Genomic DNA, 15,389 nt, shown 5'->3' on the forward strand with positions numbered 1-15,389 from the left:
GGCTGGGAGCGCTGTCAATACCGCATTCCGCCGCGGGAGGCACGGTTGTCACCGCGATGCGTCAGAATTGAATCCAGGGCCACCGCACGAGCTGACTAGGGGCTACGCATGTCAGGACTCATCGACACCACGGAGATGTATCTCCGTACCATCCTGGAGCTTGAGGAGGAGGGTGTGGTCCCCATGCGTGCCCGCATCGCCGAGCGCCTGGACCAGAGCGGACCGACGGTCAGCCAGACCGTGGCCCGGATGGAGCGCGACGGGCTGGTCACGGTGGCCGGGGACCGGCACCTCGAGCTGACGGCGGACGGCCGCCAGCTGGCCACCCGCGTCATGCGCAAGCACAGGCTCGCGGAGTGTCTGCTGGTCGATGTGATCGGCCTGGAGTGGGAGCAGGTGCACGCCGAGGCGTGCCGCTGGGAGCACGTGATGAGCGAGGCGGTCGAGCGCCGCGTCCTGGATCTGCTGCGGCACCCCACCGAGTCGCCGTACGGCAATCCCATCCCCGGCCTGGAAGAGCTGGGCGAGAAGGCGGAGGCGGATCCCTTCCTGGACGCCGGCCTGGTCAGCCTGAGCGAGCTGGAGCCGGGCGGCGAGGGCAAGACGGTGGTCGTGCGCAGGATCGGGGAGCCGATCCAGATGGACGCCCAGCTGATGTACACGCTGCGGCGGGCCGGGGTGCAGCCGGGCGCCGTGGTGAGTGTGAACGCGGGCGCGGCCGGCGGGGTGCAGGTCGGCAGCAGCGGCGAGGCGGCGGAGCTGGGAGCGGAGGTCGCCGCGCACGTGTTCGTGGCCAAGCGCTGAGCGCGACGGCGCCGCGGTGAGGCCTTGAGAAGGCCTTGAGGGGAGCCCGCGGCGGTGCGGGGGCGCACGCGTTCCGCGTATCACGCGTCGCCACCTTCCCAATTGGCCCTTGCGGTATCAGAGTTGCCGGAATACGAGCGGCGGTGCGCGGAGCGTGCGACGCTGTCGCTGGTGGAGTGAGTGCGCCGAGGGGAACGGTTGCGCCGCCGCGCACTCGGGCGGAAGGGGAGCATCAATGCTGTGTTCCGCGTGGGGCAGTGCGGGCCGGAGAAACACTCGGGGCCCCGGCGCCGTCAGCCGCCGGGGCCCCGCCTCCCCATGTCCCCCCCCGCAGCGACCCGGAGCCCCGAGCTCCCAGGGTCTGCTCCCCTCCCGGTTCCTGTCTCCCCCCATGGGCGCCGGACAATCCCGGGCCCATGTCACTCGAAGGTGGGGTGTTCGCCACGAGGCCCGGTTGTTCGAATAGAAGTTCGATAGGGTGATGCAGCGGTCAGAGGGAGTGGGGGTGCCACGACGCATGGTGCGACGGATCAACGTGACGGGTGCGGACGAAATCCGGCTGGCTGCCTGGGAATTCGCAGATCCGCCCAAGGGTGCGCCGGAGGACGAGAAGAGCCGGCAGGCTGCCCGGACCGCCGCCGGGGAGCAGGACCGCAAGGTGCCGGGAGTCCTCCTGCTGCACGGGCTGATGGGCCGCGCCTCACATTGGGCGGGCACCGCGCGCTGGCTTTCGGGCCGCTACCGCGCCATCGCCATCGATCAGCGCGGCCACGGACGCAGCGACAAGCCCGGCGACGGACCCTTTGACCGGGATTCCTACGTCGCCGACGCCGAGGCCGCCATCGAAGAGCTCGATCTCGCGCCGGTCGCGCTCATCGGCCACGCCATGGGCGCGCTCACCGCCTGGCAGCTCGCCGCCAAGCGGCCCGACCTGGTGCAGGCCCTGGTCGTCAGCGACATGCGGGCCTCGGCCCTGGGCGAGCAGTCGCAGCGGGAGTGGGAGGAGTGGTTCAAGTCCTGGCCCGTTCCCTTCGCGACGCTCGGCGACGTACGCAAGTGGTTCGGCGAGGACGACCCGTTACTGGAGCGCTCCCGGCCCTCGCGCGGTGAGTTCTTCGCCGAGGTGATGGCCGAACGCGCCGACGGCTGGCGCCCCGTCTTCTCCCCGCGCCAGATGCTGCGCGCCCGCGAGACCTGGGTCTACGACGCGCACTGGGACGAGCTGGCCCAGGTGCGCTGCCCCACCCTCGTCGTACGGGGCATCGACGGCGAGCTGGGCCGCGCGGAGGCACAGGAGATGGTGCGCGTGCTGCCGCGCGGCATCTACGCGGAGGTGCCGGAGGCCGGCCACCTCGTCCACTACGACCAGCCGGAGGACTGGCGCAGAGTCGTCGAGCCGTTCCTCCAGGCGGCGCTCCCTACCGGGAGTTGACGCGTCCCCGCCGCAGGCGCCGTTGACGCGCTCCCCGCCGCGGACCGCCGTGGCGGGGCGTTCGGTTCGGCTCAGTGCCGGTGGTGTGACGCCGCCTCGCGCCCGCACGCGTAGGCGAGGGTGGGCATCAGCTCCTCCGCGTCCGGAAGCCAGCGGTTGGCGGCAGTGGGCTCGCGTGCCCACTGCACCGACCCCCGCGTCCCCAGCCGGCTGGGCGGCGCGGCCACCCAGTCGCCCTCGCCCTTGGCCCGCAGGTCCAGCGTGCGGGGCGACCAGCCCAGCCTCCGCAGCGCGTCGGGCGCCTTGGCCGCCGCTCCGGGCAGCACGAAGAAGAGCATCCGGCCGTCCGGGGTGCAGGTGACGGGGCCGAGTGCCTGCTCCATGCGCTCCATCCGGGCCAGCGCCAGACAGCCCGCCTCCTCCGAGACCTCCAGGGCGTCGAAGGCCCGGCCCGTCGGCAGCAGCACCGAGGCGCGCGGCTCCTTCCTCCACAGGCCGCGGGCGGTCGTCGCGCTGCCCGTGACATCCCGCGCCCACCCGGCGTGTGCGGGGTGTGCGCCCGGCGCGGGGCACTCGGGCTGCCCGCACACGCAGCGCGGCACGCCCTCGACGGCCTCCAGCCAGGTGCCGGGGAAGACGTCCCAGGCGCGCTCCTGGGCGTAGCGCACCGCGTGTTCGAGCGGGGGCTCGGACCGCTGACTAGGGATGCGCGCTGTTGTCGTGACTCCAGTTGTGACTCCGATGGTCTCTTCCACGACCATCACAACTTTCCCTGTCAGTAAGGGTTACGGGACGAAAAGCGGACCGGCGGCGCCCAGTGGTGGCGCCGCGGCGGGCAGCCGGGAGCATCCCGCGCTCGGAACGGCGCAAGGGTGCATCTGTGGGGGCGCGTGCACAGACGGGCGGCCTTGTGTGGGTAGTTCCTCTGAGGTGCATTGTGCTGTGAAGGTCGGGGTTTTTAACGAATCACGGGCATATGCGCTGGGCAGTGATCATGCATAGCCTTCATCCGGAGGGGGATCACATGGCCGCCAGGCCGCTCGTCGCGAGGCAGCCCAACGAAAGGCTGCAAGCACTCATTCAGGAGGCCGCGTGCTCGAACGCCGGGCTCGCGCGCCGCGTGAACATCTGCGGTGCCGAGCACGGGCTGGATCTGCGTTACGACAAGACCTCCGTCGCGCGCTGGCTGCGCGGTCAGCAGCCGCGCGGGCGGGCTCCGGGCATCATCGCCGAGGCGCTCGGCCGCAAGCTGGGGCGCACGGTCACCATCGACGAGATCGGGATGGCCAACGGCAAGAACCTCGCCTCGGGAGTGGGGCTCCAGTTCGCGCCCACTGTCCTCGGCGCGGTGGAACAGGTCTGCGAGCTGTGGCGCAGCGACGTGGGGCGCAGGGACTTCCTGACCGGTTCGACCGTCGCGGCATCCGCGCTCGTCGAGCCCAGCAGGGACTGGCTGATCACCGCGCCCGACAACCAGGTTGCCCGTTCATCCGGAGCGCGGGTGGGCACCTCGGACGTCGAGGCCGTACGCGCCATGACCGAGGCCCTTTCGGAACTGGACCACCGCTACGGCAGCGGCCACATCCGGCCCGTCGTGGTGCATTACCTCAACAGCGTCGTCTCCGGGCTGCTCGCGGGCTCCTACCGGGAGCCGGTGGGACGCGGGCTGTTCGCCGCCGTGGCCCGCCTCACCGAACTCGCCGGCTACATGGCGGTGGACACCGGTCAGCACGGGCTCGCGCAGCGCTACTACATCCAGTCCCTGCGTCTGGCGCAGGCCGCGGGAGACCGCGCGTACGGGGGCTATGTGCTCGCGGCGAGCATGAGCCACCTGGCCGCCTCCCTGGGAAACCCGCGCGAGATCGCGCAGTTGGCGCGCGCCGCGCAGGAGGGCGCACGGGGTCAGGTCACCCCGCGAGTCGAGGCGATGTTCAACGCGGCCGAGGCGCGCGGGCACGCTCTGATGGGCGACGCACGGTCCTTCCAGGCCGCGTCCGGCCGGGCGCAGACCGCGATGGACGGCGCGGATGCCGGCGAGGGCGCGGGGGAGGACCCGCCCTGGATCGCGCACTTCGACCGCGCGTACCTCGCGGACGAACTCGCGCACTGCCATCGCGATCTGGGCCAGGCCGAAAGCGCGGCGGCGCGCGCCGAAGAGGCCATCGCGGGCCACCCCGAGGGGCGTGCCAGGAGGCGGGCGATCGGGCTGTTCCTGCTGGCGAGCGCCCAGGTCCAGCAGCGCGAGATCGAACGCGCCTGCCACACGGGCGCGCAGGCCACCGAGGTGCTGACGGGGCTGCGTTCGGACCGGGGGGCGGAGTATCTGGACGACTTCCGTCAGCGGCTGGAGCCGTACGGCGAGGAGCCGGTGGTGCGGGAGTTCTCCGAGCGGCTGGAGCTGGGGGCAGTGGCGTGAGAGGCCACTGCCCGGGGAGGGAGGATATGAGCTCCTTATCCCCTTCCCTGCGACATGGGGTGAAGGAAGGGTGTCCGCACCCCTGGGGGCGTGGTCGCTCCTCCGTGTGAACCGGTAGCGTGACCCGACGATTCCGCCAGCTATGCAAGAGGAGTCTCGGTGACAACGCACAACGGACGCGGACAGGACGGGACTTCCGGCGTGCCCGGAGATCCGCTGCCCGCGGCCACGACCCCTCGCGAGGGGATCGTGCTGCCGGCGAACGGGGAACCGTGGACTCCTCAGCAACAGCGTCAGGTCCAGGCGGCACGGGACCGGGTCAACCCCCCGGCCGGCCAGCCGTGGGGCCAGCCCTGGGGGCCGGGCTCCGAGGCCGGGGCCGACGAACAGAGCGACGCCGGCGGCACCCCGTGGGGCGCGGACCCGGACGGCGGGCAGACCGGCGCTCACGGCCCCGCCACCGCGATGCCGCTCCCCCCGGAGGGCGCCCCCGCGCCCCCGCCCATGCCCCCTGCCCACCCCCCATCGCCTCCTGCGCCCCCCGGCGCGATGCCCCTGCCCGGCGTTCCCGGCCAGACCCGGCCGGGCGCTGACGGCTACCCCGGTACCTGGGCCGGTGACGGCGCCCACGCCCTGCCGCAGCCCGGCGCGGGCCAGGAACTGCCCCAGCCCCGCACGGGCCGCCACGGCCGGCCGCTGCCGGACGCGAGTGCGTACGCCCCGCCCCAGTCCGGCGCGGGAGCGCCTCCGCCGCAGCCCGGAGCGGGCTCGTACGGTCAGCAGGCCGGAGCGGGCTCGTACGGTCAGCCGCAGGACGGTGCGGGGCAGCAGATGCCTGCGGCCGGAGCCGATCCGTACGGTCAGCAGGCCGGCGCCGATCCTTATGGCTGGCCGCAGGCCGGTGCCGAGCCCCGCGCACGGCACGCGTTGCCCCCGACGGACGCTCCCGTCGCGCTGTCCCCGCACTCCTTCGCGCCGCCCCAGCCCGCGATGCCGCCGGAGCAGCCCGGAGGCGGGGATTCCGAGGCCACGCAGCTCATTCCGCCGATCCCTGGTGCCGGCCCTCATCAGGACATGGGGTATGGGCAGGCGCTGACCGGATCCGAGGACGGCACCCAGCTGCTGCCGCCCCAGTCCGCCGCGCCCGCGGGGCCGGACAGCGAGGCGACGCAGTACATAGCACCGGTCGTGGACCCCCAGCAGGGCCCGCACGGGGGCCAGGGGGGCGACTCGGAGGCGACGCAGATGATGCGTACCCCGTTGCCCGCCGAGGGCGTGGGCGGGCCGCAGAGCGGCCCTGGCGGCTCCGGCCGGCCCCAGCCCCAGCCTCAGCCTCAGCCGCCTCACACGCCGCAGCCGGAGCCAGGCACCCGGCAGCCGCTCCCCGAGTTCGAGAGTCTCTTCAGGGCCGAGCCCTCCGCCTCGGGCCCGCCCCCCGGTCATGACGAGCCGGGGGCGACCCAGCACCTGCCGCTCATCGACCCCGCCCCCCCGGCCCAGCAGCACGCGCAGCCCCCCGGCCCGCAGGGCGGACAGGGCGGCGGGCCGGGCCACCAGGACTTCGGCCGGCACCAGCCCCAGGGACGGGCCGCGCGGCGCACCGCCGGGCGCGGGCGGCGCGGCGGGGTGGCGCCGGGCGTGCTGATCGGCGGCGGTCTCGCCGCGGTGGCCGTCATCGGCGTGCTGGTAGGGCTCGCCCTCGCGAGCGGCGGCGACGAGGACGAGAGCTCCAAGAGCGGCGGCCAGAGCGCCTCCAGCAGCCCTGCGGGCCAGCAGAGCTCCAAGGCGCCCGACCCCGCCGAGGGGCAGGCCAAGAAGCTGGACGCGCTGCTGGCCGACAGCAACAACAGTCGCTCGGCGGTGGTCCGTTCCGTCGAGCGCATCAGGTCCTGCAAGGCGCTGGGCAAGGCGGCGTCCGACCTGCGCGCCGCGGCCAAGCAGCGCAACGGCCTGGTGACCCGGCTCAGCCGGCTGAAGACCGACAAGATCCCGGGCAGCACGCAACTGAACGCCTCGCTCAAGAGTGCCTGGAAGTCCTCAGCCGCCGCCGACAACCACTACGCCGCCTGGGCGGGCCAGGTGGCGGGCAAGAAGGGCTGCCACAAGGGCACGGCCCGGCAGACCTCGCGGTCCGCCGCGGGCAACCGCGCGAGCGGCACCGCGACAGCCGCCAAGAAGAAGGCGGCGGCGACGTGGAACCCTACGGCGACGAAGTACGGGCTCAGCGCCCGGCAGTTCGGCGAGCTGTGAGCGGCCGGCCCCTCCGCGTGGCTGAGGGGCCGCACAAACGCCCTGTATATGGAACGTATGGTCGATGACCATGCAGCAAGCTTCCGCGAACCCTTCCCGGCGTGGCCGTCGTTCCACCACCATGGGCGGCATGCCTGTCAATGAAGTGCCCTGGTGGCGCTGGCGCAGCAACGTGCGCTCGGCGCTGCACATGCTCTCCGACCCGGCCTTCCAGCAGGAGTGCTGGCTGGCGGGGCGCGCCGGATACGGCGATGTGACCGACGCGGTCTACCGCCTCGTCGAGGACACCTGGCTGGACAACTGGTCGGCGGAGAAATACGTCGGCACGATCTTCAGGGACGCGGAGGAAGCCGCGCTCGTGGACGCCGCCGTGCTGCGGGTGCTGCGGATCATGCACCAGGTGGGCGCGGACGCCCCGGTCGCCTCGTACATGGAGCACCAGGCGTGGCCGGATGCCGTGCAGGCGGCCCGGGAGGCGCACGTACGGCTGGCCGTGAGCGACGGTGAGGACCCGGAGGAGCCGCCGCGCTCCCTGGACGTGCTGGCCATCATGCTGCGGACGGTGTGAGGGGCGTGCTGCGGACGGTGTGACGGGGCACCGGCCGCGATGTGCCAGTCTTGAGGCCATGAGCCAGTCACACCCCGCACCCAGCGCTGCCCCGGTCACGGACACGGAGCAGTCGGGGCAGTTCGTCCTCACCCTCTCGTGCCCGGACAATCAGGGCATTGTGCACGCCGTTTCCAGCTACCTGTTCATGACCGGCTGCAACATCGAGGACAGCCAGCAGTTCGGGGACCGCGACACCGGGCTCTTCTTCATGCGGGTGCACTTCACGGGCGGCATCACGGTGGAGAAGCTGCGGGCCAGCTTCTCCGCCGTCGGGGAATCCTTCCGGATGGACTGGCAGATCCACCGGGCCGAGGAGAAGATGCGCGTCATCCTGATGGTGAGCAAGTTCGGGCACTGCCTGAACGACCTGCTCTTCCGCTCCAGGATCGGCGCGCTCCCGGTCGAGATCGCGGCTGTGGTCTCCAACCACACCGACTTCTCCGAACTGGTCGCCTCCTACGGCCTCCCCTTCCACCACATCCCTGTGACGAAGGACACCAAGTCGCAGGCCGAGGAGCGGCTGCTGCGCCTGGTCGAGGAGGAGCACGTCGAACTCGTCGTCCTGGCACGCTACATGCAGGTGCTCTCCGACCACCTGTGCAAGAGCCTGTCGGGGCGGATCATCAACATCCACCACTCCTTCCTGCCGAGCTTCAAGGGCGCCAAGCCGTATCACCAGGCGCACGCGCGCGGCGTCAAGCTCATCGGCGCCACCGCGCACTATGTGACGGCCGACCTCGACGAGGGCCCGATCATCGAGCAGGAGGTCGAGCGGGTGGGGCACGAGGTCACCCCCGAGCAGCTCGTGGCCGTGGGGCGCGACGTCGAGTGCCAGGCGCTCGCCCGCGCCGTGAAGTGGCACAGCGAGCACCGGGTACTGCTCAACGGCCGCCGTACGGTCGTCTTCGCCTGAGCGTCTCCGTCTGGCCTGAGCGCCTTCGCCCGGCCTGAGCGTCTCCGCCCGGCCTGAGCCCTTCGCACCTGAGCGCGGGCTTCCCTGGCCTCCCGGGCGCGCTGACGCCCTACAGCCGCGACAGCGAGGCCACGGCGAACAGCACGTCGCGGATCGCCTCCCGGTCGCCGTCCTGACCGGCCGCGGCCTCCAGGGGAGGGACGTGTCCGGCGGCGAGCTGGCAGAACTCCAGCCCGTCCAGAGCGACATGTGCCACCTTGCCCTCGGGCGAGGCTCCGGCGCCGGGCGAGTCCAGGGGGATGTACCAGTCGCCTCCGCCCTGGCCCTCGACCTCCAGGTGCAGCGTCCGGCCGGGGGCGCCCGCCGCGCCCAGTCTGCGGGGCGGCGCCGCCAGGCCCATGCGGCGGCGTACGGCGATCGTGCCGGGCAGCTGCCGGGCCGCCAGATCGACGAGCAGGTTCAGATGCGCGGGGCCCGGGGGTCCGTACGGATAGTCGACCGCCTCGGCGATGTCCTCGGCGTGCATCCAGCACTCGAAGGCGCGGTCCAAGAAGGCGTCGTGCAGCGGGAGCGTGAAGTCTCCGTAGGAGATCTGCCGCGTCGCGATCGGCCCGGCCCCCGTGGGGGCACCCGGGCTGCCGCCGCCCTCGGCGTCGGCCGCGAAGGAGACATGGCGGACCATGGCGTGGCTCTGCCTCCGCCACGGCTCCCGTGTCGCGGGCGTGCGGTGCTCGGTGCCGAGCGCCCAGAAGACTTCCGTGCGCCCCATCGGACCCGGCCCGGCTTCGGCGCCGAGGGCGCCGGGAGGCAGCGGGTCGGGCAGCCCCAGGGCGGTGGCGACCAGGCCGTCGACCGCGAGGAGGTGGCCGATGACCCCGGCGACGGTGGTCTCCCGCTCGGCCTCGCGCTCCCCGTCGAACCAGCGCAGCCGCACCGGCGCGCGCCACTCCTCGTCCGCCATGTCGCGCAGCAGGGCGTCCAGCCGGGCGGCCTCGGCGTCGTAGGGCGCGGCCCACTCGGGCACCGGGATCCGCGCCGGACGCCGCCCGAGGCAGCCCTCCAGCACCCGGGAGCGGAGCATCGGGTCGAGATCGAGGCTGTCCTCGGCGTGCAGCAGCCCGACCGCGTCGCGCAGCCGCAGGGCCTCGTCGGCGCAGGCCGCGCAGTCGGTGAGGTGGGCCTCGACGGCTGCGGTCTCCTCGGCCGAGCAGGCGGCCAGCGCCCACGCGCCGAGCAGGGACTTGAGCACCTTGTGGTCGAGCGCTCCGGCGCTGTCGCCGGGACCGCCGGGGCCGCCGGGACCGCCGGGATCGCCGGGGCCGCTGGGACTGCTAGGACCGCCGGGACTGCCTGGGTCGCCCGGCGGGCCGGGGGCTTGCGGGGCGCTCATCGCCACTGCTCCGCGCCGGGTGGGGACATGGCGGGCCGGATCATGGCCGAGGACAGCAGCTGGAGCCCCAGCCGCAGCCGGCGCCTGGCCTCGTCCTCGGTGACGCCCAGGTGCCGGGCCGTCTGGCGGTAGTCCCGCCGCTCGAAGTACGCCAGCTCCAGCGCGGCGCGCAAGGAGGCGGGCATGGACGTGACGATGTAGTCGGCGCGTGCCGCGGTGGCCGCCGCGCGGACCTGCTCCTCGATCCGCTCGGCCCGCTCGGGGGAGTAGGGCACGGTGCCGCGCTGCTGCTGGCGCAGCTTGCCGGTGGCTATCCGCTGGGTGAGGGCGGCGATCCACGAGCGCATGGGGCCCTCGCGGGGATCGAAGGTGTGCGGGTTCTCCCAGATATGGGTGAAGACCTCGCGGGTGGCGCGGTCGGCGGCCTCGTCGTCGTCCAGCACGCGGTGCGCGAGGCTGTGGACGAGCGAGGCGAAGCGGTCGTACAGCTCGCCCAGCGCCGCTGCCTCGCCGCGTGCGAGGCGCTGCTGCATCTTCCGGTCCCAGCGCGGTGGTGTGTCATTCGCCATGGTGGCTCCCAGCCGTCGGCGCCGTCGTCCGCTTCCGCTTACGGCGGCTTCCGTTCCGCCCTCGTTACGCCCGTCTCCGCTTCGTCGCCCCCGTCAACACCTCGAATGTAGTGCGGGCCACCGACCGCGCACGCCCCTTTACGGCAATGCGCGCCCCGGAGGAGTCGCTGATGGTGTTGTTTCCGTCACGTAGGGCGTGTGGCGTACGGGAGTTGAGGGGCGCCAGGTGCTGGTGCTGCCGAGAGTTATGGGGGCGTAACCACAAGTCTCCGGAGGTACCCCTTGGTAAAGACATAGGGTCGTGGGCGGGGACCAGTTTCGGCGGGGGTCGGCCGGGCAGCCGAGTGCTGTAAGCGATCGACGAAGGGGTTGCGGGGCGTGTCGTTGAAGGTGCTGGAGGAGGAGCGCGGCGAGTGGGCCGTGCTCCGGGTCTCCGGCGAACTTGACCTGGTCACCTCTCCCGCGGTGCGGCAGCACGTTCACGACGCCGTGGCCGAAGGGCGGCGGAGCCTGGTGCTCGACCTGTCCGACGTCCTCTTCTGCGACTCCAGCGGCGTAGGTGTCCTGATCGCGTCCCGTCGGCTGATGCGCTCTTGCGCGGGTTGCCTGCGGCTGATCCTGCCCGCACAGGGCGCGGTGGACGGCTCCCATGTCAACCGGGTGCTCGCGGCGCTGGGCGTGCGCCGGCTCTTCGACTGTTACCCGGACCTGGACGCGGCGACGGCCGCCAGGGCGGCGACAGGGCCGCTGACGGCCTGAGCCGGGGCGCCCCGCGCGCGCTCGGCCCCGTCACGATCGGCCGCCCCGCCAAGACAAGCTTCGCCGAACTCGGCCCCGCCAAGGGCAGCTTCGCCGAACTCGGCCCCGTCATGAGAAGCGCTCCCGCAGCTTGTACTTGAGGACCTTGCGCAGCGCCTCGTTGCGCGGCAGCGCGCTCACCACCTCCAGCTGTTCGGGCAGCTTGTGGGTGGCCAGGCCCTCGCCCTTCAGATAGGCGGTCAGCTCCGCCAGGGTGACCGCGGGCGCGCCCTCGGGCTGTTCGATCACCGCGCACACCCGCTCGCCGCGCTCCCGGTCGGGCAGTCCGACCACGGCGGCGTCGCCGACAGCCGGATGCTCGTAGAGAAGTTGCTCGACCTCCTTGGCCGAGATGTTCTCCCCCTTCCGGATGATGATGTCTTTGGTGCGGCCGGTGAGCACCAGATGTCCGCTCTCCAGGACGTGTCCCAGGTCTCCGGTGCGCAGGAAGCCGTCCTTGTCGAACGCCTCCGCTGTCTGCGCCGCGTCCAGGTACCCCCGGCACACGGTCTCGCCGCGCAGTCTGACCTCGCCCTCCGTGCCGGGCGGCAGGGGCTTGCCGTCGGGCGTGGTGATGCGGATCTCCATCGCCTCGGGCGGGCGGCCCTCTGTGGTGGCCAGGTGTTCGGGAGTGTCGTCCGGGGCGCCCATCGTGATCATGGGGGCCTCGGTCATGCCGTAGCCGTGGGTGAGCCGGCAGCCCATCTCCTTGACGACCTCGTGGTAGAGCTCGGCGGGCTTGGGGGCTCCGCCGCCGGCGAGCAGCCGGAGGGTCGGGATCAGCTTGCGGTCGGGCTGTTTGCGCTGTTCGGCCAGGAACATCGAGTAGAACGCCGTCGAGCCGCCCGCCGTCGTCACACCGTGCCGCCGGTAGGCGTCCAGCGCGCCGGGCAGCGCGAACTTCTCGAAGAGCACGGCCGGGAAGCCGTACAGCAGCAGCATCACCAGGTAGTCGGGGCCGCCGATGTGCGCGTAGGGGAAGGCGATGGAGCCGACGTCGTCGGGGCGCAGCCGCAGCGCGTGCGCCAGGCAGGAGCCTCCGGCGATGAGGCTGCGGTCGGTGTGGAGCACGCCGCGCGGGTCGGAGGTCGTCCCGGAGGTCCAGTAGATCCACCGCACTTCGGTCCCGTCCGTCGGCGCCGGCGGCAGCGGGACGGCGCCGGACGCGGTCTCCGGAAGGGTGTCGTGGACGGCCAGCAGGCGTGGCAGCAGGCCGTGTTCGACACCGAGGCGGTCGGCCATCGCGCCGTAGTCGAAGCCGCGCCAGTGCCCGGGGTGCGCATAGTGGGAGGCCCTGGTCGCGCGCAGGGCCGGCGCGACCTCCCGGTCCCGGTAGAAGGGGATGACGGGCGTCTGCCGAACGCCGAGCCGGGCCAGGGCGAGGGAGAGCACCACGGTCTCGATGCGGGTGGGCAGCTGCCAGGCGACGGTGTCCCCCGGGCGCACGCCCCGCTCGTACAGCCCGGCCGCCGTGCGCTCGGCGCGCTCTCGCAGCTGTCCGAAGGTGATCGACCTGTCCTCGTCCGGAGTGCCGCCCGCCTGGATCAGCACGGTCGCGTCCGGGCTGAGGTCCGCCCGGCGGACGACCAGTTCCCACAGGGTGTGCGAGGCGCCGAGTGCGTGTGCGGTACCGGACATGCCGTCCTCCCCAGCTGACGCTTCGTCAGATTGTGCCGGAAGCGTAGGCGGCGACGCCTTGTCGGTCCAGAGTCCGCGGGGCTAGCCTCTTTTCTGACGGGTCATCAGAAACGGGTGAGGGGACAGAAGGTGGCCGAACTACCGCGCATCATCAGCGTCGACGATCATGTGATCGAGCCCGCGCACCTCTTCGAGACCTGGCTGCCGAAGAAATTCCGCGACCGCGGCCCGCAGCCGCTCACGGCCGGCATCGGCGAGCTGAAGTACACCGGCGGCAAGTACCGGATCACCATGGACCCCGACGGTCCGCCGACCGACTGGTGGATCTATGAGGACCTGAAGTTCCCGTACAAGCGCAACATCGCCGCCGTCGGCTTCGACCGCGACGAGATGACCCTGGAGGGCATCACCCGGGCCGAGATGCGCCGCGGCTGCTGGGACCCGGTCGAGCGCCTCAAGGACATGGACGCCAACCACGTCGAGGGCTCGCTGTGCTTCCCCACCTTCCCCCGCTTCTGCGGCCAGACCTTCGCCGAGGCGCACGACAAGGAGGTCGCGCTCGCCTGTGTGCGCGCCTACAACGACTGGATGGTCGAGGAGTGGTGCGGGGACAGCGGCGGGCGGCTCATCCCGCTGTGCCTGATCCCGCTGTGGGACGTGGACCTGGCCGTCGCCGAGATCCACCGCAACGCCGAACGCGGAGTACGCGCGGTGACCTTCAGCGAGATCCCCACCCACCTCGGACTGCCCAGCATCCACTCCGGATACTGGGACCCCTTCTTCGCCGCGTGCGAGGAGACCGGCACCGTCGTCAACATGCACATCGGGTCCTCGTCCCAGATGCCCGCCGCCTCTCCCGACGCCCCGCCCGCCGTACAGGCCACGCTGTCCTTCAACAACGCCATGGCCTCCATGATGGACTTCCTCTTCAGCGGCGTCCTGGTCAAGCACCCCCGCCTCAAACTCGCCTACAGCGAGGGCCAGATGGGCTGGATCCCCTACGCGCTGGAGCGCGCCGACGACGTGTGGGAGGAACACCGCGCCTGGGGCGGCGTCCGCGACCTGATCCCCGAACCGCCCTCCACGTACTACTACCGGCAGATCTTCTGCTGCTTCTTCCGCGACAAGCACGGGGTGACCGCGCTGGATGTGATCGGCCGCGACAACGCCACGTTCGAGACCGACTACCCCCACGTCGACTCGACCTTCCCGCACACGAAAGAGGTCGCCCTTGAGCACATGAAGGGGCTCGACGACGAGACCGTCTACAAGCTGATGCGCGGAAACGCCATCCGGATGCTGGGCCTGGACCTGGTCTGATGAGCTTCGGTCTGAGGGGCCTCGGCCGGAGGGGCGTGGGCGTGAGGGTCCTCGCCGGCCCGCGGGAGGCGGACTGATGGACCTCGCGTACACGCCCGAGGAGGAGGACTTCCGCCAACGGCTGCGCGCGTGGCTCGCGGAGGTCCTCCCCAAGCTGCCGCCCCGCCCCGACCCCCTGGACTGGCCGGCCCGGCGCGCCTACGACATGGGCTGGCAGCGCACGCTGTACGACGCCGGATACGCGGGCCTGCACTGGCCCGCGGAGGCGGGCGGCCGGGGCGCGACCCCCACCCAGCACCTGATCTTCCTGGAGGAGACCGAGGCGGCCGGAGCCCCGTACGTGGGCGCGGGCTTCGTCGGTCTGCTGCACGCCGGGCCGACTGTCGCGGCGGAGGGCACCCCGGATCAGCGCGAGCGCTGGCTGCCGCCCATCCTGCGCGGCGAACAGGTGTGGTGCCAGGGCTTCTCCGAACCGGATGCCGGCTCGGACCTGGCCGCGCTGCGCACCCGCGCCGTGCGCGACGGCGACGACTACGTGGTGACCGGCTCCAAGATCTGGACCTCGCACGCCGAGGTGGCCGACTGGTGCGAACTGCTGGTGCGCACCGACCCCGGAGCGCCCAAGCACCGCGGCATCACCTGGCTGGCCATGCCCATGGACGCGCCCGGCATCACCGTACGGCCGCTGCGCACCCTGGCCGGATCCGCGGAGTTCGCCGAGGTCTTCCTCGACGAGGTGCGCGTCCCGGTGCGCAACAGGGTGGGCGAGGAGAACGACGGCTGGCGCGTCACCATGGTCACGCTCTCCTACGAGCGCGGCACCGCCTTCGTGGGCGAGGTGGTCGCCTGCCGCCGCACGCTGCGGCTGCTCGCGCGGCGCGCACGGGAGAACGGCCGCTGGGACGATCCGGCCGTACGCCGCGAACTGGGGAGGCTCAACGCCCGCTTCACCGCGCTGTGGCGGCTCACCCAGTGGAACGTCAGCGAGGCCGAGCACTCCTTGCGCCAGGGCGGGAAAGGCGTACCCGGGCTGGGCGGCTCGGTCTTCAAGCTGCGGTACTCACACGCGCGCCAGGAGCTGTACGAGGCGGCGGCCCACGTGCTCGGGCCCGAGGCGCTGGACCTGGACGAGGAGTGGGCCCAGGGCCGTCTCTCCTCGCTCTCCTACACGATCGCCGCCGGAACGTCGCAGATCCAGCGGAACATCGTCGCCGAGCGCATCCTCGGCCTGCCGAAGGGGCGGTGAGGG

The 15,389-nt window shown here is 72.3% G+C and carries 13 protein-coding genes; 9 read left to right on the forward strand and 4 right to left on the reverse strand.

Features of this window, described 5'->3' with window-relative positions; genetic code table 11:
- Positions 1-108: 108 nt before the first annotated feature.
- Together OHB04_RS23595 and OHB04_RS23600 are read left to right on the forward strand one after the other, a co-directional pair.
- Entirely contained in the window at positions 109-804 is a 696-nt protein-coding gene (locus tag OHB04_RS23595) for a metal-dependent transcriptional regulator (protein WP_326689646.1), read from the forward strand.
- Positions 805-1,321: 517 nt separating this feature from the next.
- Positions 1,322-2,236: an alpha/beta fold hydrolase gene (locus OHB04_RS23600; RefSeq protein ID WP_326692865.1), complete on the forward strand. Its 915-nt coding sequence runs from the start codon at positions 1,322-1,324 to the stop codon at positions 2,234-2,236.
- A 71-nt stretch (positions 2,237-2,307) separates the two neighbouring features.
- Here the strand turns inward: OHB04_RS23600 and OHB04_RS23605 are convergent, their stop codons facing one another.
- Positions 2,308-2,997 carry a bifunctional DNA primase/polymerase gene (locus OHB04_RS23605; protein WP_326808233.1) on the reverse strand — a complete coding sequence of 230 codons (690 nt, stop codon included), beginning with the start codon at positions 2,995-2,997 and terminating at the stop codon, positions 2,308-2,310.
- A gap of 263 nt (positions 2,998-3,260) precedes the next feature.
- Here OHB04_RS23605 and OHB04_RS23610 point away from each other — a divergent pair, with 263 nt between their 5' ends.
- The 4 genes from OHB04_RS23610 to purU all read left to right on the forward strand — a co-directional run bounded on the left by OHB04_RS23610 (position 3,261) and on the right by purU (position 8,425).
- Positions 3,261-4,652 (forward strand): transcriptional regulator, encoded by a 1,392-nt coding sequence (locus OHB04_RS23610; protein WP_326689648.1) that lies wholly within the window; start codon positions 3,261-3,263, stop codon positions 4,650-4,652.
- 159 nt (positions 4,653-4,811) lie between these two features.
- Positions 4,812-6,902 (forward strand): hypothetical protein, encoded by a 2,091-nt coding sequence (locus OHB04_RS23615; protein WP_326808234.1) that lies wholly within the window; start codon positions 4,812-4,814, stop codon positions 6,900-6,902.
- Positions 6,903-6,972: 70 nt separating this feature from the next.
- On the forward strand, positions 6,973-7,470 hold the full coding sequence (locus OHB04_RS23620; RefSeq protein ID WP_405804180.1) for an SCO4402 family protein: 498 nt from the start codon (positions 6,973-6,975) through the stop codon (positions 7,468-7,470).
- Between the two features lie 58 nt (positions 7,471-7,528).
- Entirely contained in the window at positions 7,529-8,425 is an 897-nt protein-coding gene (gene purU, locus OHB04_RS23625) for a formyltetrahydrofolate deformylase (protein WP_326689651.1), read from the forward strand.
- Between the two features lie 109 nt (positions 8,426-8,534).
- Here purU and OHB04_RS23630 read toward each other — a convergent pair whose 3' ends face one another.
- On the reverse strand, positions 8,535-9,815 hold the full coding sequence (locus tag OHB04_RS23630; RefSeq protein WP_326808235.1) for a zf-HC2 domain-containing protein: 1,281 nt from the start codon (positions 9,813-9,815) through the stop codon (positions 8,535-8,537).
- Entirely contained in the window at positions 9,812-10,384 is a 573-nt protein-coding gene (locus tag OHB04_RS23635) for a sigma-70 family RNA polymerase sigma factor (protein WP_326689653.1), read from the reverse strand. Before OHB04_RS23635 ends, OHB04_RS23630 begins: the two co-directional genes overlap by 4 nt.
- Positions 10,385-10,762: 378 nt before the next feature.
- On the opposite strand from OHB04_RS23635, the gene OHB04_RS23640 reads away from it, so the two are divergent.
- Positions 10,763-11,143 (forward strand): STAS domain-containing protein, encoded by a 381-nt coding sequence (locus tag OHB04_RS23640; protein ID WP_326689654.1) that lies wholly within the window; start codon positions 10,763-10,765, stop codon positions 11,141-11,143.
- Between the two features lie 108 nt (positions 11,144-11,251).
- On the opposite strand, the gene OHB04_RS23645 is transcribed toward OHB04_RS23640, so the two are convergent.
- Positions 11,252-12,820 carry a class I adenylate-forming enzyme family protein gene (locus OHB04_RS23645; RefSeq protein WP_326808236.1) on the reverse strand — a complete coding sequence of 523 codons (1,569 nt, stop codon included), beginning with the start codon at positions 12,818-12,820 and terminating at the stop codon, positions 11,252-11,254.
- A 129-nt stretch (positions 12,821-12,949) separates the two neighbouring features.
- Between OHB04_RS23645 and OHB04_RS23650 the strand changes: the two genes are divergently transcribed.
- The gene (locus OHB04_RS23650; protein WP_326692866.1) at positions 12,950-14,140 is read left to right on the forward strand and encodes an amidohydrolase family protein; all 1,191 of its coding nucleotides are present in this window, start codon (positions 12,950-12,952) and stop codon (positions 14,138-14,140) included.
- Between the two features lie 76 nt (positions 14,141-14,216).
- A complete protein-coding gene (locus OHB04_RS23655) occupies positions 14,217-15,386 on the forward strand; it encodes an acyl-CoA dehydrogenase family protein (protein ID WP_326808237.1) in 1,170 nt (389 codons plus the stop codon).
- The last annotated feature ends 3 nt before the right edge of the window (positions 15,387-15,389 follow it).

This window comes from Streptomyces sp. NBC_01775 (genome assembly GCF_035917675.1).
GTDB lineage: Bacteria > Actinomycetota > Actinomycetes > Streptomycetales > Streptomycetaceae > Streptomyces.

Excerpts from the sequence above, each read along its gene's own strand:
- OHB04_RS23595 (WP_326689646.1), top strand. The coding sequence starts at position 109 with ATGTCAGGACTCATCGACACCACGGAGATGTATCTCCGTACCATCCTG.
- OHB04_RS23600 (WP_326692865.1), top strand. The coding sequence starts at position 1,322 with ATGGTGCGACGGATCAACGTGACGGGTGCGGACGAAATCCGGCTGGCT.
- OHB04_RS23605 (WP_326808233.1), bottom strand. The coding sequence starts at position 2,997 with ATGGTCGTGGAAGAGACCATCGGAGTCACAACTGGAGTCACGACAACA.
- OHB04_RS23610 (WP_326689648.1), top strand. The coding sequence starts at position 3,261 with ATGGCCGCCAGGCCGCTCGTCGCGAGGCAGCCCAACGAAAGGCTGCAA.
- OHB04_RS23620 (WP_405804180.1), top strand. The coding sequence starts at position 6,973 with ATGCAGCAAGCTTCCGCGAACCCTTCCCGGCGTGGCCGTCGTTCCACC.
- purU (WP_326689651.1), top strand. The coding sequence starts at position 7,529 with ATGAGCCAGTCACACCCCGCACCCAGCGCTGCCCCGGTCACGGACACG.
- OHB04_RS23630 (WP_326808235.1), bottom strand. The coding sequence starts at position 9,815 with ATGAGCGCCCCGCAAGCCCCCGGCCCGCCGGGCGACCCAGGCAGTCCC.
- OHB04_RS23635 (WP_326689653.1), bottom strand. The coding sequence starts at position 10,384 with ATGGCGAATGACACACCACCGCGCTGGGACCGGAAGATGCAGCAGCGC.
- OHB04_RS23645 (WP_326808236.1), bottom strand. The coding sequence starts at position 12,820 with ATGTCCGGTACCGCACACGCACTCGGCGCCTCGCACACCCTGTGGGAA.
- OHB04_RS23655 (WP_326808237.1), top strand. The coding sequence starts at position 14,217 with ATGGACCTCGCGTACACGCCCGAGGAGGAGGACTTCCGCCAACGGCTG.